The organism is Cupriavidus sp. GW823-FHT07A04 (genome assembly GCF_058794615.1).
In genome coordinates this window covers 118,429-143,383 of sequence record NZ_JBXAHA010000019.1, presented here as the reverse complement: position 1 = coordinate 143,383, position 24,955 = coordinate 118,429, and the positions used below count along the sequence as shown (strand labels likewise).

The 24,955-nt window shown below is 63.8% G+C and carries 20 protein-coding genes and 1 pseudogene; 11 read left to right on the top strand and 10 right to left on the bottom strand.

What is annotated here, in order from left to right; translation table 11 throughout:
- The first annotated feature begins 58 nt into the window (after positions 1-58).
- A complete protein-coding gene (locus tag AC1Q7Q_RS29640) occupies positions 59-2,140 on the top strand; it encodes a 3-hydroxyacyl-CoA dehydrogenase NAD-binding domain-containing protein (RefSeq protein ID WP_492371378.1) in 2,082 nt (693 codons plus the stop codon).
- Here the strand turns inward: AC1Q7Q_RS29640 and AC1Q7Q_RS29635 are convergent.
- The 7 genes from AC1Q7Q_RS29635 to AC1Q7Q_RS29605 all read right to left on the bottom strand — a co-directional run bounded on the left by AC1Q7Q_RS29635 (position 2,124) and on the right by AC1Q7Q_RS29605 (position 9,933).
- Positions 2,124-3,170, bottom strand: a complete 1,047-nt coding sequence (locus AC1Q7Q_RS29635; protein ID WP_416051584.1) for a lysylphosphatidylglycerol synthase domain-containing protein — start codon at positions 3,168-3,170, stop codon at positions 2,124-2,126. The genes AC1Q7Q_RS29640 and AC1Q7Q_RS29635 overlap by 17 nt on opposite strands.
- Positions 3,167-4,018, bottom strand: a complete 852-nt coding sequence (gene hpnK / locus AC1Q7Q_RS29630; RefSeq protein ID WP_492371377.1) for a hopanoid biosynthesis-associated protein HpnK — start codon at positions 4,016-4,018, stop codon at positions 3,167-3,169. The genes AC1Q7Q_RS29635 and hpnK overlap by 4 nt, the downstream gene beginning before the upstream one ends.
- A 17-nt stretch (positions 4,019-4,035) precedes the next feature.
- A complete protein-coding gene (hpnJ, locus tag AC1Q7Q_RS29625) occupies positions 4,036-5,457 on the bottom strand; it encodes a hopanoid biosynthesis associated radical SAM protein HpnJ (protein WP_492371376.1) in 1,422 nt (473 codons plus the stop codon).
- Positions 5,454-6,731, bottom strand: a complete 1,278-nt coding sequence (gene hpnI / locus AC1Q7Q_RS29620) for a bacteriohopanetetrol glucosamine biosynthesis glycosyltransferase HpnI (protein ID WP_492371375.1) — start codon at positions 6,729-6,731, stop codon at positions 5,454-5,456. The genes hpnJ and hpnI overlap by 4 nt, the downstream gene beginning before the upstream one ends.
- 243 nt (positions 6,732-6,974) lie before the next feature.
- A complete protein-coding gene (locus AC1Q7Q_RS29615; protein ID WP_492371374.1) occupies positions 6,975-7,691 on the bottom strand; it encodes an RraA family protein in 717 nt (238 codons plus the stop codon).
- Positions 7,692-7,702: 11 nt separating this feature from the next.
- On the bottom strand, positions 7,703-8,677 hold the full coding sequence (locus AC1Q7Q_RS29610) for a Bug family tripartite tricarboxylate transporter substrate binding protein (protein WP_492371373.1): 975 nt from the start codon (positions 8,675-8,677) through the stop codon (positions 7,703-7,705).
- 50 nt (positions 8,678-8,727) lie between these two features.
- A complete protein-coding gene (locus AC1Q7Q_RS29605) occupies positions 8,728-9,933 on the bottom strand; it encodes a pyridoxal phosphate-dependent aminotransferase (RefSeq protein WP_492371372.1) in 1,206 nt (401 codons plus the stop codon).
- Between the two features lie 153 nt (positions 9,934-10,086).
- Between AC1Q7Q_RS29605 and AC1Q7Q_RS29600 the strand changes: the two genes are divergently transcribed.
- From AC1Q7Q_RS29600 to AC1Q7Q_RS29580, 5 genes and pseudogenes are all read left to right on the top strand, one after another.
- Positions 10,087-11,004: a LysR family transcriptional regulator gene (locus AC1Q7Q_RS29600; RefSeq protein WP_492371371.1), complete on the top strand. Its 918-nt coding sequence runs from the start codon at positions 10,087-10,089 to the stop codon at positions 11,002-11,004.
- A gap of 331 nt (positions 11,005-11,335) precedes the next feature.
- Positions 11,336-12,010, top strand: a complete 675-nt coding sequence (locus AC1Q7Q_RS29595; protein WP_492371370.1) for a M24 family metallopeptidase — start codon at positions 11,336-11,338, stop codon at positions 12,008-12,010.
- A 153-nt stretch (positions 12,011-12,163) separates the two neighbouring features.
- On the top strand, positions 12,164-12,346 hold the full coding sequence (locus AC1Q7Q_RS29590; protein WP_492371369.1) for a hypothetical protein: 183 nt from the start codon (positions 12,164-12,166) through the stop codon (positions 12,344-12,346).
- A 716-nt stretch (positions 12,347-13,062) separates the two neighbouring features.
- On the top strand, positions 13,063-13,620 hold the full coding sequence (locus AC1Q7Q_RS29585; protein WP_492371368.1) for a phasin family protein: 558 nt from the start codon (positions 13,063-13,065) through the stop codon (positions 13,618-13,620).
- A 183-nt stretch (positions 13,621-13,803) separates the two neighbouring features.
- Positions 13,804-13,941, top strand: a pseudogene (locus tag AC1Q7Q_RS29580) (SDR family oxidoreductase); the annotation flags it as partial.
- Positions 13,942-14,054: 113 nt separating this feature from the next.
- On the opposite strand, the gene AC1Q7Q_RS29575 reads toward AC1Q7Q_RS29580, so the two are convergent.
- Positions 14,055-14,630 carry a hypothetical protein gene (locus tag AC1Q7Q_RS29575; protein WP_492371367.1) on the bottom strand — a complete coding sequence of 192 codons (576 nt, stop codon included), beginning with the start codon at positions 14,628-14,630 and terminating at the stop codon, positions 14,055-14,057.
- Positions 14,631-15,513: 883 nt separating this feature from the next.
- On the opposite strand from AC1Q7Q_RS29575, the gene pgaA reads away from it, so the two are divergent.
- From pgaA to AC1Q7Q_RS29550, 5 genes are all read left to right on the top strand, one after another.
- Positions 15,514-17,559, top strand: a complete 2,046-nt coding sequence (gene pgaA / locus AC1Q7Q_RS29570) for a poly-beta-1,6 N-acetyl-D-glucosamine export porin PgaA (RefSeq protein ID WP_492371366.1) — start codon at positions 15,514-15,516, stop codon at positions 17,557-17,559.
- 6 nt (positions 17,560-17,565) lie between these two features.
- Entirely contained in the window at positions 17,566-19,611 is a 2,046-nt protein-coding gene (gene pgaB, locus AC1Q7Q_RS29565) for a poly-beta-1,6-N-acetyl-D-glucosamine N-deacetylase PgaB (protein WP_492371365.1), read from the top strand.
- A gap of 65 nt (positions 19,612-19,676) precedes the next feature.
- A complete protein-coding gene (pgaC, locus tag AC1Q7Q_RS29560; protein WP_492371364.1) occupies positions 19,677-20,999 on the top strand; it encodes a poly-beta-1,6-N-acetyl-D-glucosamine synthase in 1,323 nt (440 codons plus the stop codon).
- 13 nt (positions 21,000-21,012) lie between these two features.
- Positions 21,013-21,456: a hypothetical protein gene (locus AC1Q7Q_RS29555; protein WP_492371363.1), complete on the top strand. Its 444-nt coding sequence runs from the start codon at positions 21,013-21,015 to the stop codon at positions 21,454-21,456.
- A gap of 114 nt (positions 21,457-21,570) precedes the next feature.
- Complete coding sequence (locus tag AC1Q7Q_RS29550) at positions 21,571-22,809, top strand: hypothetical protein (RefSeq protein ID WP_492371362.1); 1,239 nt, start codon at positions 21,571-21,573, stop codon at positions 22,807-22,809.
- 67 nt (positions 22,810-22,876) lie between these two features.
- Here the strand turns inward: AC1Q7Q_RS29550 and AC1Q7Q_RS29545 are convergent, their stop codons facing one another.
- Both AC1Q7Q_RS29545 and AC1Q7Q_RS29540 read right to left on the bottom strand, forming a co-directional pair.
- Positions 22,877-24,277: a hypothetical protein gene (locus tag AC1Q7Q_RS29545; protein WP_492371361.1), complete on the bottom strand. Its 1,401-nt coding sequence runs from the start codon at positions 24,275-24,277 to the stop codon at positions 22,877-22,879.
- A gap of 93 nt (positions 24,278-24,370) precedes the next feature.
- Positions 24,371-24,949, bottom strand: a complete 579-nt coding sequence (locus tag AC1Q7Q_RS29540) for a glycine-rich domain-containing protein (RefSeq protein WP_492371360.1) — start codon at positions 24,947-24,949, stop codon at positions 24,371-24,373.
- Positions 24,950-24,955: the final 6 nt, after the last annotated feature.

Below are 24,955 nucleotides of genomic sequence, written 5' to 3'. Positions count from 1 at the left end.
GAACCGACACAACGACACAACGACACACCGACACACTGACACACTGGAGTCCACACCCATGACCGCTATCAACGCAGTCGCCGATCTCGCCGTGGAAGGCGATATCGCCATCCTTACGCTCAACTCGCCGCCGGTGAACGCACTGTCCGCCGCAGTCCGCGCCGGCATCCTCGCTGGCGTCGAGCGCGCCATCGCCGACGGCAACGTCAAGGGCATCGTCCTGACCTGCGCGGGCAAGACCTTTATCGCCGGCGCCGACATCACCGAATTCGGCAAGCCGCCGGTTGGCCCTTCGCTGGCCGACGTGCAAGCCGCAATCGAAGGCTCGCCCAAGCCGGTGGTCGCCGCCATCCACGGCACCGCGCTGGGCGGCGGGCTGGAAGTCGCGCTGGTCTGCCACTATCGCGTGGCAGCCAGGTCCGCCAAATGCGGCCTGCCGGAAGTCAACCTCGGCCTGCTGCCCGGCGCTGGCGGCACACAACGCCTGCCCCGCATCGTCGGCCCCGCCAAGGCGCTCGACATGGTGACCTCGGGCGCCCACATCGGCGCGGCCGCCGCCGCCGAGATGGGCCTGTTCGACCTGGTGACCGAAGACACCGCGCTGCGCGCCGGCGCCATTGCCTTCGCCAGGCAGGTCAACGCCGAGCAGCGCCCGCTGCGCAAGGTGCGTGACCTCAACGAAAAAGTGGAAGCCGCGCGCGGCAAGCCGGAACTGTTCGCCGACTTCCGCCGCGCCAACGCCCGCAAGTTCCGTGGCTTCGACGCGCCCGAGTACAACATCCGCTGCATCGAGGCCGCGGTCAACCTGCCCTTCGACGAAGGCATGAAGGTCGAGCGCAAGCTCTTCCTGGAGCTGATGAACGGCACGCAATCCGCCGCGCAGCGCTACTACTTCTTCGCCTCGCGCCAGGTCTGGAACCTGCCCGACGTGCCAGCCGACACACCGGTCATCGACGTGAAGAAGGTCGGCATCATCGGCGCGGGCACCATGGGCGGCGGCATCGCCATGAACATGCTCAACGCCGGCATTCCCGTCGTGATCGTGGAAACCGCGCAAGAAGCGCTGGACCGCGGCGTGCGCACCATCCGCGCCAACTACGACAACACCGCCAAAAAGGGCCGCATCACCGCCGCCGAGGTCGACAAGCGCATGGCGCTGCTGACCCCGACGCTGGAACTCGGCCAGCTGGCCGACGCCGACCTGGTCATCGAAGCCGTCTATGAAAACATGGACGTGAAGAAAGACATCTTCGGCAAGCTCGACAAGATCGTGAAGCCCGGTGCCATCCTGGCCACCAACACCTCCGCGCTCGATGTCAACGAGATCGCCCGCGCCACGTCGCGCCCGGAATCCGTGATCGGCCTGCATTTCTTCTCGCCGGCCAACGTCATGAAGCTGCTGGAAGTGGTACGCGGCGACAAGACCTCCAAACCCGTCATCCGCACGTCGATGGAGCTGGCCCGCAAGATTGGCAAGATTGCCGCGCTGGTGGGCGTGTGCCCGGGCTTTGTCGGTAACCGCATGCTCGCCCAGCGCCAGCGCGAAGCGCAAAAACTCGTGCTCGCAGGCGCGCTGCCGTGGGACATCGACCGCGTGCTGTACAACTTCGGCTTCCCGATGGGGCCATTCGCCATGAGCGACCTGGCCGGCCTGGACCTGGGCTGGATCCGCGAGAAATCCAGCAGCTCCACGCTGCGCGAGATATTGTGCGAGATGGACCGCCGCGGCCAGAAAACCGGCGCGGGCTACTACGACTACGACGAGAAGCGCAATGCCATCCCCTCGCCCGTGGTCGAGGGGATCATCCGCGACTTTGCCGCCAGGCAGGGCAAGACCAGCCGCGTGGTCTCCGAGCAGGAGATCCTGGAGCGCTGCATCTACCCGATGATCAACGAAGGCGCGAAGATCCTGGAGGAAGGCAAGGCCATCCGCGCCTCCGACATCGATGTGGTGTGGGTCAACGGCTACGGCTGGCCGGTGTACCGGGGCGGCCCGATGTGCTATGCGGACACGATCGGGCTGGACAAGGTGCTGGCGGCCATGAAGAACTTCGAGGCAACGCTCGGCGCAGACTTCAAGCCGGCCAAGCTGCTCGAGGACCTGGTTGCGCAGGGCAGGAAGTTCAGCGACCTGAAGTAGGCAGTTCCGGCGCTGCGTGCCGATGCGCCCCCTTGGCCGGCCCGGCCTTGGGGGCCATGTAGCGCCGCAGCTCCACCCACTGCCACGACAGCAGCGCCGGGATGCCGAAGAGCACCTCGCGCGCGCGCTTGACCAGGGCCAGCGACAAGGCCACCTGCGGGTCGACGCCAAGCAGGTGGCCCAGCAGCATCATCACCGCCTCCTGCACGCCAAGGCCGGCCGGCACGAAGAAGGCCACATGGCGCACGGCCTGCGTCAGCGACTCGATCGCCAGCGCCTGCCAGAGCGGGACGGGATGGCCCAGCAGCCACAGCGCGAACCAGATCTCCGCCGCGCCTAAGGCCAGGCCGGCGAACTGCCAGCACAGCGCGGCCAGCAATTCGCCGCGGCGCGCATTCAACGCACGGATCTGCGCGTCGAGCCGGGCGCCGTCGATCAGCGCGACCACCCGGTGGTCCGCGCCGAACAAGCGCCGCGCGGCGCCCTCCAGCCGCTCGAACAGCGCGCTATGGCGCAGCGAGAGCGCAAACAACACTGGCACCGGCAAGGACAGCAGCAAGCCAGCCAGGATCACCCAGGCATGACCATCGCCGCCACCGAGCGCCAACAGCAGCAGCACCACGCCGAGCGCGGAGAACAGGTACTGCGCGAACAGCGTCACCATGACTTCCACCACGATGCTGGCGGTCACTGCCGTGGTATCCGCGATACGCAGGCGGGTCAGCCGGATGCCGACCAGCTCGCCACCCACACCCACGGTAGGCAACAGCCGGTTGACCGCCTCGCGCACGGTGGCCACCCACCACAGGAAGGCGAGGCCGGCGGACTCATCCGGATCGGCTGACGTCAGCAACACCCGCCAGCCTTGCGCGTCCAGCAGCAGCGGCAGGGCGTGGAAAGGCACCAGCAGCAGCAGCGGCCAGCCAGCCTGGCCGACGATGCGGCCAATGTCGGACGCGCCTTCGTGCAGCACCAGTGCCGTCAGGGCCAGCATGCCCAAAAGCCCGGTCAGGTAGATCAGGCGCTTCATGCTGGGGCCAGGGCACCTGGCGCGCCAAAGATGTCGGTAAAGCCGCCGCGACGCACACCGGCGCGCTCCAGCGCCTCGCGCACGCGGGGCGACAGCAGCGCGGCCAGCTCGTCGGCATGGCGATAGCCACGCATGCTGGGCGCGACCTCGGCGCCGGAGACCACGCCGGGATGCAGGTAGATCTCGCCCACGCCCGCCGGCAGCTCCGCCAGCGCGGCCAGCAAGGCGGCTTCGTCCATGCGGCCGCTATTGGCAATGCCAAGCACGTAGTCGTTGTGGGCAATGCCGGCCAGGTCCAGCCGCCTGCGCAACAAAGCCAGCCAGGGCCGCAGCAGCAGCGGCGCCGCAGGCTCGCTGGGCAGGCGCATGGCGTGCAGGCCGAACTCGCGGCCGATCTGCAAGATCAGGGACAGCACGGTGGGATGCAAGTGGAAATGCTTGTGGGTGTTCACGTGGTCCAGCGTCAGCCCGGTGGCGGCGAACGCCTCGAACTGGGCGCGGATCTCCGCGGCCAGCTGGCGCCGCACATGCGGCAGGAAGAAAAAGCGGAAGCCGTCGCGCGCCATGGCCGAGCCGAAGCGGCCATGCGCATCCACCAGCGCCGGAATGGCGGCCGGGGCCAGCACGGCCGGGCCGTCGGCCAGCACCACATGCAGGCCCACGCGCAAGCGCGGCAGGCGCCTGGCGCGCGCCACCGCATCGGCAGCCGCACTCGCGCCCACCATCAGGCTGGCGGCGTTCAGCACGCCATCGCGGTGCGCCAGCTCCACCGCTTCGTTGACACCGCCGTGCAGGCCGAAATCGTCGGCGGTGATGATCAGGGCACGCCGCGCAGGATCAGACGCCACAGGATCGCTAGCCAGGGTCAGGCCTCGTGCGAGCGCAGGAAGCGGAAGAACTCCACCCCTTCGCGCAGGCGGCGCTTCATCATTTCCCAGCTGCCCAGCATCTCGCGCACGATCTCCCAGATCTTGCTCGGGCGGAAGTAGAAGCGCTTATAGAACGTTTCCACGCCGTGGTAGATCTCTTCCTTGCTCAGGTGCGGATAGCTGATCGCGGCCAGCTGCACGCCCTTGTCGTTGACCAGGTTGATGACCTTGTTGTCTTCCAGCCAGCCGTTTTCCACCGCCTGCCGGTATAGCGTGGTGCCCGGATAGGGCGCTGCCAGCGAGACCTGGATCGTGTGCGGGTTGATGTCCTTGGCGTAGGCGATGGTCTTCTCGATCGTCTCGCGCGTCTCGCCGGGCAGGCCGAGGATGAAGGTGCCGTGGATGATGATGCCGAGCTTGCGGCAGTCCTCGGTGAAGCGGCGCGCGATATCGGTGCGCAGGCCTTTCTTGATATTGAGCAGGATCTGGTCGTCGCCGGACTCGTAGCCCACCAGCAGCAGGCGCAGGCCGTTTTCCTTCATGATCTTGAGCGTGCTGTAGGGCACGTTGGCCTTGGCATTGCAGGACCACGTCACGCCCAGCTTGCCCAGCCCGCGCGCGATCTCCTCCACGCGCGGCTTGAAATCCGTGAAGGTGTCGTCGTCGAACATGATCTCCTTGACCTCGGGCATGTTCTCCTTGATCCATTTGACCTCGGCGATCACGTTCTCCGGGGAGCGCGTGCGATAGCGGTGCCCGCCCACGGTCTGCGGCCACAGGCAGAAGGTGCACTTGGAGCGGCAGCCGCGCCCGGTATAGATCGAGACGTAGGGGTGCTTCAGGTAGCCGATGAAGTAGTTGTCGATCTTCAGGTCGCGCTGGTAGATGGGTGCCACGAAGGGCAGCTCGTCCATGTTCTCGATCATCGGGCGCGGGCCGTTATGCTCCTGCGAGCCATCGGGCAGTTTGTAGCTCAGGCCGAGCACGTCCTTGAGCGGCTTGCCGGCGGCCACCTCCTGGCAGGTGTAGTCGAATTCCTCGCGGCACACGAAATCGATGGCGGAGCTCGCGCCGAGCGTGCCGCCGGGGTCGACGGCGGGCTTGGCGCCTACCATGCCGATCATCACCCCTGGGTGGCGTGCCTTGAGTTCTTCCGCGAACTTGGCATCGGTGGGAAAGGACGGCGTGCTGGTGTGGATGATGACCAGTTCATAGCCGGCGGCGATATCCAGCGTTTCCTGCACACCCAGGCCGTCGGCGGGCGCGTCGAGCACGCGGCTATCCGGCACCAGCGCGGCGGGCTGCGCCAGCCACGTCGGGTACCAGAACGATTTGATCTCGCGCTTGGCTTGATAGCGCGAGCCGGCGCCGCCGTCAAAGCCATCGAAGGAAGGCACCTGGAGGAACAAGGTTTTCATAGCAGCCTCGGGGGATTCAAGCCGTTTGTCGAAAGGGACGACTGGCGTTCCGGCACGCCATTGTCCGTCCCCTCCGTCATCAAGGGAAGGGGGCGAAGCGTTACGCCAGCACCCTGGTAAGGTTCCATGCCCGCGCGCGCCGCCGGCGCGCGCGGCTGCAGCGGCGCCTCGGCTGTGGGAGGGTCTCGCACCGGCAATATCCGATCACGCCAACGCACCTGCGATCCGGCCAGGGCAACCGCCCACTCCACGAGCAGCAAGGTATCACGCAGCGGCGCCATCAGCGCGGCGCCGAGGCCGCCAGCCAGGAAACTGCGTGCCAGCCCGCCCAACACCACCGCGGCCAGCACCAGCGGCTGCGGCGAAATCCAGGCGGCCAGCGCCAGCATTGGCCAGGTGAACGTGATGAAGGTGAAGGCGAAGCCAGCCGGATTGAGCGAGCGGATGGTGCGCATCCACCGCAATTCATGCGCCCAGAGATCGAAAAGAGTTGATTCAGTCACATCTGTGGTGACCATCTCATCCGACAGCACCGTCTCCAGCCCCTGGCGCCGAACCAGCTCGCCCAGCCAGAAATCGTCGGCAAGGCGGTTGGAGAGCGCTTCGAACCCGCCAATTGCGGCCAGTGCGTCACGCCGCAGGGCAATGGTAGCGCCAAAGGAAAAACTGCGGGAGCCGCCCGCGTGGGCGATCCGCACCGAAGGCGCGAACCAGTGGTCGATAAATCCCGCCCCCAGGCGCGACCAGAAGCCGCCGACCGGATGGCCGCGATACAGGCAAGTCACCACACCGACCCGGGCATCGGCCAGGGGGGCGGTAACGCGTGCCAGATAATCCGGCGCCACGGCAATGTCGCTATCGGCGACCACCAGCCATGCGTGGCGCGCGCTGGCGCAGAGGTTGATCAGGTTGCTGGCCTTGAGATTGCTGCCATGCACCCGGGGATCGATGACCAGGTCGATCTCGCAGGCGGGGAAATCGGCGCGCAAGCGCTTCACGACGCCTATGGCGGGATCGTCGACAGCGCGTACACCAAACACGATCTGGTAGGCGGGGTGCTGCTGTCTGCACAAGGTGGCCAGGTTTTCGTAGAGACGAGGCTCGGCGCCGCAGAGTGGCTTGAGCACGCTCACGGGCCGAACGCTCGCGCTATCCGGGGCTACGCAGGCGGGCGCCGGGCCGGGCGAGGACCGTCGGCTGATCCACGCCGCCGCCACGGCATATCCTGCCGCGAGCCATGCAACTGCCGGACCAGCGAGCCCTCCCAACGTCATTTCGGCCAGCCCTCAAATTAAGGTTTTGACTAAAGTTGTACGGTATAGCGTGAATACTTAAGGAAGTATTAAGGGGAAATATGACGCACAGAAGTTATTTCGTCCACTAGTAAGATCGCGGATGGCATGGGGACAACGTGGGGTACCTAAATTAGACAAGAAAGATATTGATAACAATTCTTGTTACTTTTATTTATATCGGAAGGGCCAGGGCCAGAGACAGGCCCGGATTGCCAGCTACGCTCAGAGCGCCTCGCCCGCCTTGAGCACGCCCGCCGCGCGCAAGGACGCGTCGAGCCACGCCGGGCGCAACGCCTGGCCGGACCGGATACCATCGATCCGCTTTCGCTCCGCCACCACCTTCTCGGCCGCCCGCCCGATCAGCTCGGCCACCTTTTCGCGCTCGACCACCACCACGCCATCGGCGTCGCCGATCACAAGATCACCGGCCCTGACCGTAACGCCGCCGCATTGAATCGGATGGTTGACGCGGCCGGGCACAAGCTTGGTGGGACCATTGGGATTCGTGCCCACGGAGTACATCGGAAAGCCCAGCTCTCGGATCTCGTCGGCGTCGCGCGATGCCGCGTCCAGCACCACCGCCGCCACGCCAAGCGCCTTGCACTGGTTCGTCATGATGGCCCCCATCAGCGCGCAAGACTGGTCGCCCTTGCCGTCCACCACGATCACATCACCTGGCTTTGCGAGCGCCATGGCGGCGTGAATCATCAGGTTGTCTCCCGGCCGGACTTCGACCGTGAGCGCGGTCCCGCAGAAGCGGCTCGCGCGGTCGAGCGGTGCGATGCGCCCGTGCATGCCGCCCCGGCGCCCCGCCACATCCGCGAAGATCGAGGCGGCGAACTGAGATGCTTGCTCGACCAGGTCCGGGCGAACACGCTCGAAATCCCGGACCATATCCGGCAGGTTGCTCTCGATGTCGATGTCGATGTCGATGTCCATGTCGTGTCCCTTTAATTCAGCGTGACGTTGGCTTCTTTGATCACGCTGACCCACTTGCGCTTGTCGGTGGCCAGGAACTCGCGGAATTTATCCGACGTGCTGCCAACCACTTCCATGCCGTCCTGGCTCAGGCGCTGCGCAATCTCCGGCTGGCGCAGCACCTGCGCCACGTCGTGCTGCAAGCGCGCCACCACGCTGGCCGGCGTGCCCTTGGCCGCGCAAAGCCCGGTCCACGCCACGGGGTCAAACCCGGGCACGCCCGACTCCGCAAAAGTCGGCACGTCGGGCAGCGACTGCAAGCGCTGCAGCGACGCCACGCCAAGCACGCGCAGCTTTCCGGATTTGGCGTAAGGCAGGGAGCTGATGGGCTGGTCGAAGATCATGGAGACCTGGCCGCCAAGCAGGTCCGTCATGGCCTGCCCCGTGCCCTTGTAAGGCACATGGACAATGTTGATGCCGGCGCGCAGCTTGAGCATTTCGCCCGCGAGGTGGCCCGCCGTGCCATTGCCAGACGAAGCGAAGTTCAGCTTGCCTGGATTGGCCTTGGCATACGCGATCAGCTCCCTGACGTTGTGGATAGGCAGCGCCGCGTTGACCAGCGCGATATACGGCGTGTTGGCGATCAGGGACACCGGAATGATGTCGGTCTGCGGATCGTAGCTGACCTTCTGCAAGGACGGCTGGATGGACAGCATCCCCGTGGTGCAGATCATCAGGGTGTGGCCATCGGCGGGCGCTTTCAGCATGGTGTCGGCAGCGATGTTGCCGCCGGCGCCGGGGCGGTTGTCGATGAGCACCTGCTGGCCCAGGGCCTCGGACAGCTTGGGCGCCAGCAGACGGGCGACGATATCGTTCGAGCCACCAGGAGAAAAACCCACAAGGATGCGGATCGGCCTCGAGGGATACGCGGGCTCGCCATGGGCAGCCGTGGCAAGCAGCGGCAAGCCCGCCGCGACGAGGCGAAGACACTTCAGCAGATAGTTCATGGTGCGCCCTGGTGGATGAAATGAATGAAGGAAGGAAGGTCGTGCGATGCCTAGCGAATCAATGCGGCCGCCGCGGCTTCGATCCGGCGGCAGCCCTCGTCCAGCTGCGCCATGCTGGCGGCAAACGAAAGCCGGAAGTGCGTATCGACGCCGTAGGCGGAACCCTGCAGTACCGCGAGATCCTGCGAGTCCAGCAACCAGTTGACCCAGTCGTCGCTGGACCGGATCACCGAGCCGTGCGGCGTGCGTGCGCCGATCAGCGCTTCGCACGACGCAAAGACATAAAATGCGCCGGCTGGCGCCTGGCAATGAATGCCGTCGACCTGCCCGAGCGCGGCAACCACCCTGTCCCGGCGCGCCTGGAACGCCGCCTTGTTGGCCGTGATGAAATCCTGCGGGCCATCCAGCGCCGCGATCGCCGCGGCCTGCGCCACCGAATTGGCGCCAGACGTGCTTTGCGATTGCAGCTTCACCATCGCCTTGATGAGCGGCGCCGGCGCGCCGGCGTAGCCGATGCGCCAGCCCGTCATCGCGTACGCCTTCGAGACGCCGTTGATGGTCAGCGTGCGCGCCTTCAGTGACGGGGCGGCTTGCGCCAGCGTGACAAAGGCGGCGTCGTCGTAGGTAAGGTGCTCGTAGATGTCATCCGTCATCACCCAGACGTGCGGGTGACGCTCCAGTACGTCGGCGATGGCAACCAGCTCCGCGCGGGTATAGGCGGCGCCGCTGGGGTTGTTCGGCGAATTGAGGATCAGCCAGCGGGTCCGCGCGGAGATGGCCCGCTCGAGATCCTCGGGCGTGAGCTTGAACCCATTCTCCTGCCGGCATGCCACGAACACCGGCACGCCACCGGCAAACAGCGTGATATCCGGGTATGACACCCAGTATGGCGCGGGCACGATGACCTCGTCGCCCTGTTGCACCGTGCACATGAGCGCATTGAAGATGACCTGCTTGGCACCGGTGCTGACGATGATCTCGCTGGCCGCATAGTCGAGACCGTTCTCCCGCTTGAATTTCTGCGCGGCGGCGTGGCGCAGCTCGGCCGTGCCCCCCACATCGGTGTAGCGCGTCTTGCCGGCTTGCATTGCGCTCCAGGCGGCTTCCCGGATGTGGGCCGGCGTCTCGAAGTCCGGCTCCCCGGCGGTGAGGCCGATCACATCGCGCCCCGCGGCGCGGAGCTCCCGCACGCGTTGCCCCGCCATGGAACTGGGAGAGGGCTTGATTCGGTTGAGTCGGTCGGTGAGCGAAAGCATGAGGCGTGGCCATGGAAGGGATCTTGCGAGAAAGTATCCGCCACCGCGCCGGCCCGGCAAAACGAGAAATCGGATTGCGCCGGTATTCCATTTTTTCGTGATGAGGGCATTGTTGGTGCGAGAATATGTCGCCGCACAGAATCGGGAAATCAAATGTCTGTCACGTTCAAGCAACTCGAAGCCTTCTACTTCTGTGTGACGCATGCATCCTTCAGCTCGGCGGCCACCAAGCTCCACGCGACGCAATCGGCCATGTCCAAGCGTGTCGGCGAACTGGAGGCGGTCCTGGGCGTGCAACTCGTCCACCGCACGCCAAAGGGCCTCGTGCCCACCCATGCCGGCAGCCGGCTCCTGACCCTCGCCGCAGAAGCCATGCGACTGCGCGAGCGGATCGATGCCGAGGTCGGGCAGGTCGACAAGCTCACCGGCACCTACCGGATCGGCGTCACCGAGCTCATCGCACTGACCTGGCTGACCAAGCTGCTCAAGGAACTCAAGAACCGGCATCCAGAGCTTCAACTGGAACCGGTGGTCGATGCGGGCATGAACCTGTTCGAAGGCCTGGAGGCAAACAAGATCGACCTGGCGATCCTGCCGGGCACGTTCTGGGGCGAAGCCTACAAGACGGTGGAGGTCGGCCGCGTGGAAGACCTGTGGATGGCGAGCCCCACCCTCGCGTTACCCGACAGGCCGCTGCGCCCCGAAGAATTTGCCCAGTATCCCGTGCTGGAGCAATCCATCGGGTCCGCGAAGAACACCTTCTACGGCGCCTGGCGCCGGGAGCATGGATTCAGGTTCAAGAAGGTATTTGCCACCAACAGCCTGACCGTATTGAGAGCACTGACCATCGAAGGACTCGGCATCAGCCAGCTTGCCCTGGACTACTTCGCCACGGATATCGAGCAAGGGCTCTTGCGCGTGGTAAAGAGCGACCCCATGCCACCGCCGCTGGTTTACTCCGCCGTCTACCGGGACGATGCCTTCAGTGCGGCGCTGGATGTCATTGCCGAGGTCAGCCGGCTTGTGTGCGACTTCTCGCGTGGCCCGCATGATCTTGCGGTTGCACGGTGAGCGCATTATTGCGCGCCCAACTGGGAGATGCTGCCGCAATGAAACCGGAAAGAGTGTCGTAACGCACATTCGTTATATTCAATGATATATTTCGGCAATCAAGCGGGAGCCGGGACACGATAGGTTGCCAGCGGCAACATCCGGCCCCAACGAGCCCTTCCGACGCGAGGTACGCCTGCTGTGGCGACCAAGGCAGCAAGGCCTTCCAGGCAGCGATTCTCCGGCCCCACACACGATGGGCCCGGCAATCCTCCCCAGAGGGGTCCGCTGATTCCGCCGGCACCGCAGCCCGCCTCAACTCGGCAGAATCATGACGACATCTGGATTTTTCATGGAAAGCACACCAAGCCTTGACCGGGAAGCCGTTGGGGCCAAATTCTCATTGCCCGCCATGCAATACGCGCGGGACAAGACCTTCGAAGGGGTCCGGCGCATTGCCGCGGGCATTCGTCCAGGCATGACCGAAAAGCAGGCCTGTGATTTTGCGCGCATCACGCTCGAGGAGATGGGCATGCAGCGCATCTGGCATCAGATCATCGTGCGCTTTGGCCGGAACACCCTGAAGACGTTCAAGGAGCGCATAGACCCGGATCATGTTCTCGGTGAGCATGACATCTTCTTCATAGACCTCGGCATTGTCTGGAACGATCATGAAGGCGATGCGGGTGATACCTTCGTCGTCGGGGAGGACCCGGAGATGCATGCCTGCGCCGAGGCCGCGCGCATCCTCTGGCAAGAAGTCAGCGCGCGCTGGCGTGAAGATGGTCTTGGCGGACCGGCGCTATACCAATATGCAGCGCAGAGGGCTGAGGCTGCGGGCTGGAAGCTCAACCTCGAAATCAAGGGGCACCGCGTATCCGATTTCCCTCATGCGATCTATCGGGCGGGGGACTTGGGAGACTATGAACGGTGCCCCAAGACTGGACTGTGGATACTGGAGATCCAGATCGCCCATCCCACCAAGTCATTCGGCGCCTTCTATGAAGACATCCTGATAGCCAGCTAACCAACCCAGCGCAGGGAGCGCTTCTCGCATGCCGCACGTGCGCTACCTGCCAACCAGAGCCTGACCACGAGAGCCGACCGCATTCTTGTTCTGGACATCGACGGCACGCTGACGGACTCTGTCGCGCTTCATCGGCAGGCGTTCCTGGCCGCGATGTCCGCGCTTGCGCTGCCGCAGCGCAATACTGACTGGGGCAGCTACCCCCAGCATACCGACACCGGCATCCTTGCGCACGCACTGGCGAATGGCGGCCGCGCAGCCATGCAGGCCCATGAGCAATCGTTATTCGAAAACGATCTCGATCGATACTTCGCGAAAGCACTTGCCAAACACTGACTCCGTGAGATACCCGGTGCCTGCGTTTTTGTGCGGGCAGCACGAGAAGCAGTCCAGGTGAGGATGCCCTCCTCCAGACTTGCGTCGAACACTTCATTCCACTGCCAGGACGCGACCTTCAGGTTCTTGACATCCAGGCAAGCCAACGGCACGCGCGTCGTGTTCATCGTATCGGCCCACGTCGCACCGATGTATCAGGCACCCAGGCAATGGGCGCGTTGCAACGAGCCCTGCGATCTCAAACCCCTCTTTCCGGGGGTAAATTGTTTAAAATCTTTTTATGTGAATATTAATTAACTCTGAATTCAAAATATTAAATCCCGGAGCATGCGAATTTTGATCTAAAGTATCTGATCTTTGGTTTCAAGCCAATAGAGGTTATTTTGGGTGTGAACTCAGAAGGCGCTTCTGGAGCATGAGCCAATAGCGCTCGACCGGCCTGTGCCGGGCTTTCGCCGACCTCAGCTAACAATCCAGGGCTACGCCTTGCTCAGAGCCTTCAGGCGTGTCCTCCACAGAGCGGATCTGACACGCCCCGCCTCACGAAAAGGGCGCAGCGCGCCCGTCTGAGATGCCTGCAGGTGCCTGGCATGTACTCGGCTCTTGCGCACCGGAACCTCCGCCGCGGTTACGCCGCCGCCCGATTCACGCGACTCCGCCGCGAACGTGCTGTCATGGGATGGCACGGGGCGTGGGTCACACCAAGGAGCTGCAAGATGAATCAGCTGTCCCCCGAGCAAGTCCTGGCTGCGCAGAAGGCGATTATTGACGCCACGGCAGGTCTGACGGCCAAAGCTGTCGAAGGTTTTGAGAAGCTGCTCGCATTGAATATCGAGACGACGAAAGCCGCGCTATCCGATACTTGCGAAGGCGCGCGCAAAGCCCTGTCGGTCAAGCACCCCCAGGATTTTTTTGCATTGCAGATCGAGTTGCTCAAGCAAGCGACGGAAAAGACACTCTCGTATCGCCTGCAATTTTTTGAAATTGCGTCCGCGACGCGGGTCGAATTCGACAAGGCTGCGGAAACGCACTACGAGGCAAACAAGCGCGGGGTGCAGCGTCTCCTTGACAACGCGGTGAGCGCTGCGCCAGCAGGTTCCAGCGCGGCTGTCGCCGCCTGGCAGTCGGCAATCGATGCAACCCACACGCTATACGAGACCATGCAGTCGACGGCAAAGCAGGCGGCGCACGTTGCGCAGAGCAGTTTCAATACGGCTGCCGAAGCGGCCTCAAGGTCGGTGAAGCAACCGCCTGCCCGAGCCGTCCGGCAGTAAGCCGCGCAATGGCTGCCGCGGCCCCTACGCTTCGCGGGGCCGCGGCGAGCGCGAGCCATGTCCAGCGGCAGGCTGGGCTTCGGCCACCTGCTCCTACGGCCGTGTCACCGACCTGGCCTTCAACGCAGTATATGGAGGATTCAAATCATGACGACGAGGATAGCCCTGGTAACGGGGGGTATGGTCATCCCGCAAATCCCGGTTGGCCGCCTGGGGGAGCCGGAGGAAGTAGCGGCCTTGATTGTCTACCTATGTTCGCGTGAAGCGGCTTTCCTGACTGGCGCAAACATTGCGATCAATGGGGGCCAGCATCTGCAGTGACACTGGTGGAAGCATAGCGAAGCTGCACAGCGGGTCTCGGCCCGCTCCTTCGACCCAGTAGGGGGATAACAGGGGGCCGCGTCATTGCCAGGCGCGCCAGCCGCGGGTCATTGCTACCAGCGCAGGCCTGTCCCCAGGGATCCGGTTTCGAAGATCACGTATTGCGTTCGCTGCTTGTAGGTGGCCTCCACCCGATAGTCGGCGGGCGGCACCTTGAACAGGCAGCGCGGACCGGTGGCCTGAAACGCGGCCAGCACCTTGCCATGGCGCCGCAGCTGGACATCGACCCCCGCCAGCAAATCGCCTTGCGGCCCCTTCGTGAAGATGACGCCGAGGTTGTATTGCTGTTCGAGACTGGTCAGCTGGTCCTGCTCCTCGACGCCCGTGCCGCCGCAGATATAGGTGACATTGCCAATAGTCCGCGGCGTCATCAACTGCGGTCCCGAGGCCTGCTGGCGCATGACTGCCGGCTGCGCCGGCGAGGCTGCGGCCTCGGGCTGCGCGATGACAAGCGGCGGTTCCTGATTTTCCGCTTGCGCCTGTGTCGTTGAGGCCTGCGGGTCTGCGGCTTGTGGCATTGCCGCCGCCGGAATTGCCATCTCCGGCGGTGTAGGCACGGCTTGCGCTTGCTGGGTCGGCGCCTCGGGCAACGATTGGGCTTGCGTGCCAAACGCGAGCGCCGCCGACATGCCGATGAGAACAAAGCGCGCAACAGCCGCAGGGCGGGCAGTATGTGAGATTGACATGGCGCTCCCCCTCTGAATTGGTGCGACAAGACTAGACACAAGCGGCATACGCAGCTATCCGCCAGAAGTCCCACCGATTTGCGGCGTGGCGCACATTACGCCCTCCTCGTCTACCGCACCCGGGCCAGACCCGGTGAGGTAACCCGCGAGGGCGGGCCAATCCGGCGCAGATTCGCTTGAACGTTCAGTTCGACGCGCTGTGCCTCAGTGTAGGTCTCCCCATCCGACATCCGACCTCAGGCATGCGCTCGTGGCAGTGCTCGCTTGCTGGACGGCGCGTTTTCCTTAGCGGCGCATTCCTGCGCACGCTTTCGTTTCATCCTTGTAACAGCGGGGCTGGTCTCCCGGTTTAGGTCGACTCCATCTTTCAGCTGGTCGCTCTAGTGCTTTTGGCGACTGTCGCAATAGCACCCGATCACCAAATAATGGCGCACAAGCACTAAGAAGGGCATCAAGGCAGGCGCAAAGAGCAAGCCTGGAGACGTGGTTGGCAGGGAGCAGCCGTTTTTTGCGGCAGACGAAAGCAGAACGAGAAGACAGTGGAATAGGCCGCATCGCCGCAGCACAAATCGCTGCCGGGCGCGACAGGCATTGGATGGGAATAACAGGGCGCAACCGGAGAAGATCCGGGGTCGCTTTGATTTCTGGTCGGATTCAGCAAGGTCATGTCTCGGCGGACCGGATTGGCGCGTTGCGTTGCAACAGGGCCAGCAGGTTAGCCGTGTGATGTCCGTCTCTCCGGTTACACGCATTGGCGCCGGCAAGGATATGCCGCACGCCAAGGGAGACGTTTTGTTTGCAGCAGCGCATTCCGGGGGATCAAAACGTGAACGCATCCCAGCAGTGCCGCAGGCGATTGCGGACCACGCTCAAGACCACAGCCGTGCTGTTAGCGCTGTTCGCTCGCGAGCATTGCGCGGCAGAAACCGCAAAGCCGGCAGCACCGCGCGTGCAGCCGCCGGCCAGGCTGGAGCAACCCGCATCGGCGGGCGAGAACGACGGGCTCAGGGAGCGCATTTTCGCCCTGGCCGAAGCAGGGTCTCCAAAACTAGCGCTGGAACAGGCCGCCGCACGCCCCGATGTCTTCGCGCGCCGGGATCTGCTGCTGCTGGAGCATCTTGTCGTTGCCCAGCAAATCCGGTGGGCACGGCAGCAAGCCAGCGCTTCCAATGACCAGGATCGCCTGGTTCCCGCCGACGGCGCGCTTGCTGCTGCCGAGGCACTGCAAGGCAGGATTCCCGCCGATGACGAATACAACGGGGTGCGGCGCGCGGTCCAGTCCGATCGCCTCACGGCGTTGTCCGTGCGCGGGCGCATGAAGGAAGCCGCCGCGCTATACGAGCAGCTCTCGCTGGCCAACGAGCCGCTACCGGGCTCCGCTTATGCCGCCGCGGGCGACGCCTACGCCTATCTCGACAAGCCCGACCTTGCCTCGCGCGCCTACGAACTGGCCTTGCAGGCGGTCATCGAGCCGATCAAGGAGACTACCGAGCCCTATGCGCTATCGCGTCCTAGCGTGCAGGAAAGCCTGTTCTTTGCCTACCTGGACCAGGGACACTACGAGGCGGCGCGCGAACTGGTCTCGATGATGGCCCGCAACACGCCGGCGCAAACCGAGTTGTCCGAAGACGTGGACAAGACCAATCCCGAATACGGCCGCGTCAAGAAGCTGCAGGCGCAATACCTCCTCTATACCAATCACGTCAATGAGGGCGTCCAGGCACTGGATGCCTTGCGCAAGGACGCCCCCTTCGATCCCTCCCTGCTGACCGCCCGCGCGGACGGTTCGCTGGTGCTGGAACGCCCGTACGCCTCGCAAAGCATCTACCGGCAGGCGCAGGCCGACCACCCCGGCGATATCGAAAGCCTGGTGGGGCTCGGCAAGACCGCCCTCCAGCTCCATCAGTACGATCAGGCGAAGGCGGTCGCCGCGGCCTTCGACGGCAATTTCCCCGACAACAACAGCGTCAAGAACTTCCAGCGCGAGTACCGCGTCTACGAGCGCCCGCAACTGATCATCGACGCCATTGGCGAGCGCGGCAACGCCGTGCTGGCGGATCATGCCTGGGGGGTTGACACCCGTCTCTACTCGTCGCCGATGGCCGACTACTGGCGTGTCTTCGCGCACCAATACACGGCGCGTGGCGACACCGGCGATGGCCAGAGCGTCAGCCGCATACGCAACGGCCTCGGCGGCGACTTCCGGCGCGACGGCTGGGAAGCCGCCGCCGAGCTGCATCAGTCCACCGGAGGTCAGGGCAAGACCGGCGGCACCGGCACGGTCGCCTTCCAGCCCAATGACTCCTGGCGCTTTGGCGCGGGCGTCGACTCCGACGACAACGCGTTGCCTTTGAAAGCCTACCAGGCCGGCGTGACAGGCCGCACTGCCACGGCATCGGCGCGCTACTCGCAGGACGATGCGCGCTACTTCAATGTGATGTACGGCGCGTCGCGCTACAGCGACACCAACTTTCACCAGATGTGGCAGGGCACCGCTTACCAGCGGCTGCTGAACCAACCACGCCACCAGGTGGCGATCTGGCTCGACGTGGGCACCACCAGCAATACGCTGGACAGCACCGCCTACTTCAATCCGCGGCGCGACTACACCGCGCAACTGCGCACCATGTACCAATGGACGCCGTGGCGCTATGCCGAAAAATCCTTCAGCCAGCGCGTGTATGTCACCGCAGGTGGCTACCGGCAGGACGGCTTCGGCGACAGCATGTTGTGGGAAGCGCGCCTCGAACAGTTCTGGCAGCTTGGCCGCAAGGCTTCGCTCACCTACGGCATCGGCATCGGTAGCAGGCGCTTCGACGCCAACCGGGAGACAACCAAGCTGATCTACCTCAACCTCAACGTCCCTCTATAGGTCATCATGCAAAAGCTCAATCGCCGAACATTCATCGGGCTCGCCGGCGCGCTGTCGGTGACCAATAGCGTCCACGCTGGCTATGCGCTGTCCTTGCTGCCGCCGCAGGATCGCGACGACGGGCTGACCTTCCGCGTACTCGCGTTTCACGACATCCGGGACGACCTGCGTGCGGATGTGGGAACGGTGGCAGATACCTGTGCGATCAGCACCGCCACGCTCAACAATATCTTCGCCTGGCTCAAGGGCAACGACTTCCACCCTGTCAGCGTCGACCAGATCATTGCCTCGCGCAACGGCGGCCCGCGCCTGCCGCCGCGTGCAGTGCTGCTGACCTTCGACGATGCCTACAAGAGCCAGTACACCAAGGTCTTTCCGCTCTTGCAACAGTACAACTACCCAGGCCTGGTCGCGGTGGTGTCGCGCTGGACCGGTACTCCCCGGGACGAGCCGGTGCGCATCAGCCATAAGTCGGTGATGGCGCCAGGCTATTTCATGAGCTGGGACAACCTGCGCGAGATGGCTGAGTCAGGCCTGGTGGAGATCGCCTCGCACACGCACGACATGCACCACGGCGCAGTGGCCAATCCGCAAGGCAACGAACTACCGGCGGCCAGCGCGCACCTCTACCATGCCGACCTGAAACGCTACGAAACCGACCAGGAATACGAAAACCGGGTCGGTGGCGACCTGAAGATGTGCTCGGACATGATCCAGGCGAAAACCGGGGCTCGGGTGCGCTCGATGGTCTGGCCCTACGGCATGTACAACGCGGCGCTGATCGGTGCTTCGCACAAACTGGGCATGAATGTCCACTTCACCCTCGACGACGGACCCAATACGCCCGAGGTGCCGTTGACCAAGATCAGGCGCCTGCTGGTTTCCTACGACTGGGATGCCGGTGTCATGATGGGCCAGTTCCGCCAGCAGTCGGCCTATCGCGGCGACAACCAGCCGGTCGAACGGGTTGTCAACGTCTCTCTCGACGACGTGTACGATCCGAACCCCGATCGCCAGGAGGCCAGGCTATCGCGGCTGATAGACCGGATCAAGGATCTTGAGCCCAAATCGGTCTACCTGCAGGCGTTTCACGATCCCGACGGCAGCGGCACCGCCCAGGCGCTCTACTTTCCCAACCGCCACATGCCGGTGCGCGGCGACCTTTTCTCGCGCGCGGCCTGGCAGCTGATCACCCGCGCTGGCGTACAGGTCTACGCGGCATTGCCGGTGCTTGCCTACAAGCTGCCCGCGGGCCATCCGGCTTCGTCCCGGCTGGTAGCGGTGATGCCGGCCGCGCCGGCCACGCCCCTGGACCCGCGCCAGCGGCAACGGCTCAGCCCCTTCGACCCGCTCGCCCGCAGCGTGATCCGCGATATCTACTACGACCTGGGCAGATACACCAGTCTTAACGGCGTCGTGTTTGGCGATGACGCGAGCCTGAGCGATGTTGAAGATGCGAGCGATGCGGCGCTTGCCGCCTACGCGGACTGGGGGTTGCCGCGCGAACTGGCTGCGATCCGCGCCAACCCCGATCTGCTGCAACGATGGTCGGACGCCAAGCTCCGGTACCTGATCGACTTTACGCGGCAACTGGGCGACCTGGTCAAGGACTATCAGGGCGGCGGCAATGTGCTGACCGTGCGCAGCCTGCCTGCCAATGCGGTGCTGCGTCCCGACGCGAGCATGCGCCTGGCCCAGGACATCGATGCATTCGCCGCGCAATACGACTTCGTCAACCTGATGGCCTACGCGGATGCCGGAGGCGGCCCGCCTTCGACGCCCTGGCTGGAGGGCCTGGTCAGCGCCGTAGCGGCGCATCCGGGCGCGCTGCCGAAGACCATCTTCGCGTTGCAGACACTCGATGGCCGAACCCAGGCACCGGTCGCCAGCACCGCGCTACGTGATCAGATGCAGCGCCTGCGCATGGCTGGCGTGAAGCACCTCGGCTACTGCCCCGACCAGTTCATGGTGAACCAGCCAGACCTGGCGGTGCTGCGGGATGTCATGTCCATGCAGAACCTGGTGCGACCGCGCAATGGCATGAAGGTTTAGACCAAGAGCCGGATCAAGAGCCAGATCCAGACCAAGAGCCGATAGCAACAAGGTAGGGGAAGATTATGAAGAATACGGCAAGCCTGCTTTCGAATTTTGTCTTCTACTACCCACTGTTCATGTCCTACTTATGGATGACCGGTGGCCTGCTTCACTACTTCCTGATCGAGAGAAAAGAGAGCAAGAAAACGCGGGCGGACGTGTTGCTCGAGTGCCCGAAGGTCTCGGTGATCGTGCCCTGCTTCAACGAGGAAGCCAATGTGCGCGAGGTCATCGCGAACCTGGCGGAGTTGCGCTATCCGAACTACAACATCATCGCCGTCAATGACGGCAGCAGCGACGCCACCGGCGATATCCTGAATGCGCTGATCGATCAGTATCCGCAATTGCTGGTGATCCACCAGCACAGTAACGAGGGCAAGGCCATTGGCCTGACCACTGCGGCAATGCTGACCGATGCCGAGTACCTGCTGTGCATCGACGGCGACTCGCTGCTCGACCGCGAGGTGATCGGCTGGATGCTGCGGCACTTCCTGCGGGATGCGGGGGTTGGCGCAGTCACCGGCAATCCGCGCATCCGCACCCGGACCTCGCTGTTGGGGCGCATGCAGGTCGGCGAGTTCTCGTCGATCGTGGGCCTGATCAAACGGACCCAGGAACTGTATGGCCGCCTGCTGACCGTGTCTGGCGTGATCTGCATGTTCCGCAAGAGCGCGCTGCGCGGCGTGGGCTACTGGAGCCCCGACATGCTGACCGAAGACATCGATATCAGCTGGAAACTGCAGGTCAATGGCTGGCGGCTGCATTTCGAGCCACACGCGCTCAGCTGGATCCTGATGCCGGAGACATTCAAGGGCCTGTTCAGGCAACGCCTGCGCTGGGCGCGGGGCGGCATCCAGGTGCTGCAGAAGTATGCGGCGCCCATCGTCACAAAGAACAAGCCGATGATGTGGCCGATCTTCCTCGAGTATACGGTCAGCGTGATCTGGGCCTATTGCATGCTGTTCACCCTGGTGATGACGGCCGCGACCGCGCTGTTCGAGCTGCCCGAAGCCTGGCGCTTCGCCGGCATGCCGCGCGGGGCAGGCGTCTTTCTCTTTCTGACCTGCTGCGTGCAGATCCTGGTCGGCTGCGTCATCGATCGCTGCTACGACACCAAGCTGCTGCGCTACTTCCTTGACACGATCTGGTACCCGATCGCGTTCTGGACCATCAGCATGGTCGCATCGGTGATCGCCCTGCCCAGCGTGCTGTTGCACCAGCGCCGCACCCGGGCAAGGTGGGTCAGCCCCGACCGCGGCATCCGCGAGGACGCCCCCGCGTCCACGCCGCCAAGGTCACCTGCGCCCGCATCTCCAGTTGTCGGGCAGCTTGAAGAGCATTCTTGAGGAGGAGTGAGACATGAAAGAACCCATCATTGACGCGTCCAGCACGACATTGCAGCAGTATCTGCAGCACCTTGCGCGGGGAAAGGCGGTCCGACGATATCTCTGGTATCGGCTGGCGCGGCCGCTGCTGGTGGCCAGCATCTGGGTAGCTGCGGCGTTCTACATCCACTGGTGCGTGGCCTCCGCGGGAAGCGGCGAATTCTCGCTTGGGGAGATCATCCCCGATGCGTTGACCGTCCTCGGGATAGGGCTGGCGTTCACGGCGTGGACGTTGGCGCGCCGCTTCGGGACAAGCGTTTCCAACCTGAAACAGCCTGCCCGGGTGGCGCCGATCTCGACGCTCGACCTGGCCAAGGATGTGGTGCTCTCGGTTGGCACCGGTCGTCGCCTGGTGGCTTTTCACGACGAAGACGGCCTGATCTCGCACGTTGCGCCACTACAGCAGGAACTGGCCTGAGCAGCTCCGCGGTTTGGCCTCGCGCGGCAGCCGGCGGTGCCGCCCGCTGTCGCGCGAGGTCCTCATTGAATGGTCTTGGCATTGTCCATTGTCACGAGGAAATGTGGAGTAGCCATGCGTCCGCTCGTCATGATGTGTGGCGCTTCTCTAGTGCTTGCCGGTGCGCTGCTGTGCTCGCCGTCGGGTGCGCGTAACGAAGCCCGGAACCATAACCGCGCTGATACCCGGCCGCCCGCCAAGGTCCGCCCGGCGATCGATCAGCGCGCCTTTATGCATGGCATTGGCGCAGCCACCGGGCCTGGGCAGACCACCTACGTCTTCTTCAGCAGCTCCGGGCTGCCGCCGCGCGGCCCGGATCGCAATCGCAACTGGACGCACGACATCTACGTCGCCGAATGGAACCCGGCCCAGGCCAGTCTTGGCAAGCCCCGGCTACTGGTCGCCGAGAAGGAAGCGCAGGAGCCGGTGTCAGTAGCGCAGAACGCCGCGGGCCGCATCATGCTGACCTTTGAGGATGGCTCGAATACCACCAACAGCGTCAGCCAGCGCTATCGTGTGTACGGCACGGACCTTCAATCGCAAGAGGCGAAATCGACTGACGTCTGGTCTGGCGGGCACTCTGGCCACGTGACGGCGGTAGGGGACAATTTTGTGGTGTTTTACTCGGACGACTGGATCGATGGTGGCGGCGTGGACAACCTGGGCACCGGGAACGGCGTCTACCTCAAGACGTATGACGGTAACGGCCGGCTGCTGCAAAGCACTGAGGTGGCGCCGAACAAGCGCGAGTGGTGGCCATTGATTACAGGCTCGAAGGAGACGGCCTTGCTTGCCTGGCAGGAGTTCGTACCCGGCGAGACGCACGCCAGGCTGAAGACGGCCGTCTATCGGCCCGTCGACGGAGCGCTGACTGGCATGCAAGCACTGAATGGCCGCCTGAAGTACTACACCTACAGTGTCGCCTATGTCCCGGCCCTGGACAGCTTCCTGCTGGTCGGCACCAACGACTTGGGCAAGGGCTTCGCGCATCTGCTGGATAAGGCCGGCAGGGTGAGTGCCTCGCTGGCCTGCATGCCGGAAAGCGTGCGCGAGGCCAGCATCACCGTGGTCGGCGACATGGCGTACACGCCTGCGGCGGACGGCCGCCTGCTGCACCTGAAGCTGTCCGCCGGCACGATTGAGTTGCGCGGTAGCCAGCCATCGCCGTTTCCATGGACTTATGCGGGCAGCCTTGGGCTGGTGCGCTCGTCATCCATACTGCACTGGGTCTCGCTTACGCCGGCGGGCTTGCGAGAGAGCGATTTTGATTTGAGCCGGGCGACGCCGCCTTCGGCCGCGGATCTGTGCCGGTAGGCAAGTATCCGCCGCGCAATGTGACCCGTTTGGAGCTGAATCGATCACCGATGCGTGCTACACAGGGTTACTTGTTGAGCGGTGTGTTTTCCTCCAGTTTTGAGTAACCATGCGCTTCAATGACGGCGGGATCCACAACAATGTACCCCAGCGATCTCAGTAGCGTCACTGCCTCAATTTCAGCGTCAGTGTGAGGCAGGTGTTTTGAAGGCGGCACGAAGGACGTGTCTGATCTCGCAGGCGTATCGTGCGCGAGCGGCCGAGCATGGTCGACCTGACTGCTAGCGATGAACTCGCAGCGCTGCGCGTTGGGTTTCCAGGTAACCTCCACCGCGGTACAGAACTTGCCGGTAAAGATCTTGAGTTGCATGCTTGCTTTCAGCCACGCGACAAAGGACTCGCGAGACGCAGGCTGGTAGCCTTGCAACAGAGTTTCAAGATTCTTCTGTGGCAAGCCTTCCGTTTGGGAGGAGGACTCTTCTAGCAGTGATAGCTGCAGCGCCACGCGCTCGCGGTCAGCTTCCTCGTAGATGAGGTATTCGTTGTCAACGACGCCTTCGCGTAGCAGTTCGCACAGCAACGCCCAAGCCCTGGGATTCTTCTCGATGCAACCTTCCAGGCCAGGGTCCAGGCTCGTTAGAATCGCTGGCATCGATTGGTGCCTGCCGGACACGACTTCAAGTGCAAAGGAAGCGGCATTGCGTGATGGGCTAGCCCGGCGCTGCAGCATTTGCATGGACTCGTCCTTGTACTCCTGGATCTCGGCAAGGGTCTCGGCAGCTTGGCTCCAGGCGTACTTCTCGAGATTTTCAGCAAGTTTTCGCGCAGCCCTGGCCATGTCATAGGCGAGAACGCCAACATAGCTCTTGCACGCAGCGCATTGGCACTGGAGACGCCCGTAATGCAGAAATCCAGCATACACCCGCTCCTGATGCCCACAGTGATCACACTCAAGCGCAAAGCCGCCCTGGCGCGCCGGGCGCTGATTGGCAAGTAGCCCATCGACCTGGTATCGCGCTGGATGATCGCAACACGGACAGCCCCATATGATCTTGTGGGAGCCATCGCGTGCCGCCACCCTGCCAAATTGACGTTCCAGCGCACTGCGCGGAATGCCCTGCGCCCGTCCGAGCACGTCGGCTGAATAGCGCCAGTAGAAGTAGGAGTGAGCGGCAGCCGCCACCTCCGGACCGTACTCGCGCAACTCCTGTAGCACCCGTGGCGTGTGCCGAATCCGATCGGCGAGGCTATCGACCATGAAGGACCGGCCCGGAACAAGCGCCTCCAGGGCTTGGCGGCTCTGCTCGACAAAGGCAGGAACATGATCGCGGCGAATGGCGTTTTCCTCCTTAAGCCAGCGCGAATGTCCCGGCAACGTGTTAAGCGCATCGATGGCTTCTTTGAGTTCTGCAATCGGCGGGCAAGCCAGGAAGGTAAACGGCTTGCTAAACAGCAATGAATCCATCATCGCATCGTCTCCCACAGGATGGCACCCCTCCCGGACGTGGTCGGGGTGCCGTGAATGCGCCTACGGCCAGTTGGCACGGCACTTCGCAACGCATCAGTGACGCGGCAGCCCCACAGGGCAAGGCGCGTCCCGACCGCAGGACGAAACGACTCCGGAGGTGATCGCGCAGTACGCCGCTTGCGTCCCATTGGTGATTGCGCAGTACGCTGCCTTGGCGTCCGCGGGCTCGGCTCCCAGCGTGGGCTTGCCCTCGCTCGTGACCGCACAGTAGGCCGCCGTCGCCGGTCTCAACCCAAACTCGCGCGCGCTAAGCCGGGCGCTTGCCTCGGCCAACGCGCGCAGGCGGGCTTCATCCTGTGGGCCATCGATACCGACGTAGGGGTCATGATGCAGGACATGGCCAAAAATGTGCTCACAGTCGTTCGCATAGCGCCTGGTATCGACGATATGGGCGTGCCAGAACGCGTCTACCTGTTCGCTGGGCACGACTGGTGTGTCGGGGTACTTTGCCGCTAGCTTGAGAAACCTGCGGTAGCCGGCCTCGGCATCGGCCAGGCTTTCGGGGCTCCAATGGGCGGACTTGCCATGTAGAAGCTTGGCTTTGATCCTCGAGAAATCGAGCGCATCGATGGCTTGCCATGACCGTTCAATCCACTGTTTCTGCACTGTCATGATGTG

Excerpts from the sequence above, each read along its gene's own strand:
- AC1Q7Q_RS29545 (WP_492371361.1), bottom strand. The coding sequence starts at position 24,277 with ATGATGGATTCATTGCTGTTTAGCAAGCCGTTTACCTTCCTGGCTTGC.
- AC1Q7Q_RS29610 (WP_492371373.1), bottom strand. The coding sequence starts at position 8,677 with ATGAACTATCTGCTGAAGTGTCTTCGCCTCGTCGCGGCGGGCTTGCCG.
- AC1Q7Q_RS29640 (WP_492371378.1), top strand. The coding sequence starts at position 59 with ATGACCGCTATCAACGCAGTCGCCGATCTCGCCGTGGAAGGCGATATC.
- AC1Q7Q_RS29590 (WP_492371369.1), top strand. The coding sequence starts at position 12,164 with ATGTCCGCGCTTGCGCTGCCGCAGCGCAATACTGACTGGGGCAGCTAC.
- AC1Q7Q_RS29585 (WP_492371368.1), top strand. The coding sequence starts at position 13,063 with ATGAATCAGCTGTCCCCCGAGCAAGTCCTGGCTGCGCAGAAGGCGATT.
- AC1Q7Q_RS29555 (WP_492371363.1), top strand. The coding sequence starts at position 21,013 with ATGAAAGAACCCATCATTGACGCGTCCAGCACGACATTGCAGCAGTAT.
- hpnI (WP_492371375.1), bottom strand. The coding sequence starts at position 6,731 with ATGACGTTGGGAGGGCTCGCTGGTCCGGCAGTTGCATGGCTCGCGGCA.
- hpnJ (WP_492371376.1), bottom strand. The coding sequence starts at position 5,457 with ATGAAAACCTTGTTCCTCCAGGTGCCTTCCTTCGATGGCTTTGACGGC.
- AC1Q7Q_RS29635 (WP_416051584.1), bottom strand. The coding sequence starts at position 3,170 with ATGAAGCGCCTGATCTACCTGACCGGGCTTTTGGGCATGCTGGCCCTG.
- AC1Q7Q_RS29605 (WP_492371372.1), bottom strand. The coding sequence starts at position 9,933 with ATGCTTTCGCTCACCGACCGACTCAACCGAATCAAGCCCTCTCCCAGT.
- AC1Q7Q_RS29550 (WP_492371362.1), top strand. The coding sequence starts at position 21,571 with ATGCGTCCGCTCGTCATGATGTGTGGCGCTTCTCTAGTGCTTGCCGGT.
- AC1Q7Q_RS29575 (WP_492371367.1), bottom strand. The coding sequence starts at position 14,630 with ATGTCGGCGGCGCTCGCGTTTGGCACGCAAGCCCAATCGTTGCCCGAG.
- AC1Q7Q_RS29595 (WP_492371370.1), top strand. The coding sequence starts at position 11,336 with ATGGAAAGCACACCAAGCCTTGACCGGGAAGCCGTTGGGGCCAAATTC.
- AC1Q7Q_RS29615 (WP_492371374.1), bottom strand. The coding sequence starts at position 7,691 with ATGGACATCGACATCGACATCGACATCGAGAGCAACCTGCCGGATATG.
- pgaB (WP_492371365.1), top strand. The coding sequence starts at position 17,566 with ATGCAAAAGCTCAATCGCCGAACATTCATCGGGCTCGCCGGCGCGCTG.
- AC1Q7Q_RS29540 (WP_492371360.1), bottom strand. The coding sequence starts at position 24,949 with ATGACAGTGCAGAAACAGTGGATTGAACGGTCATGGCAAGCCATCGAT.
- pgaC (WP_492371364.1), top strand. The coding sequence starts at position 19,677 with ATGAAGAATACGGCAAGCCTGCTTTCGAATTTTGTCTTCTACTACCCA.
- AC1Q7Q_RS29600 (WP_492371371.1), top strand. The coding sequence starts at position 10,087 with ATGTCTGTCACGTTCAAGCAACTCGAAGCCTTCTACTTCTGTGTGACG.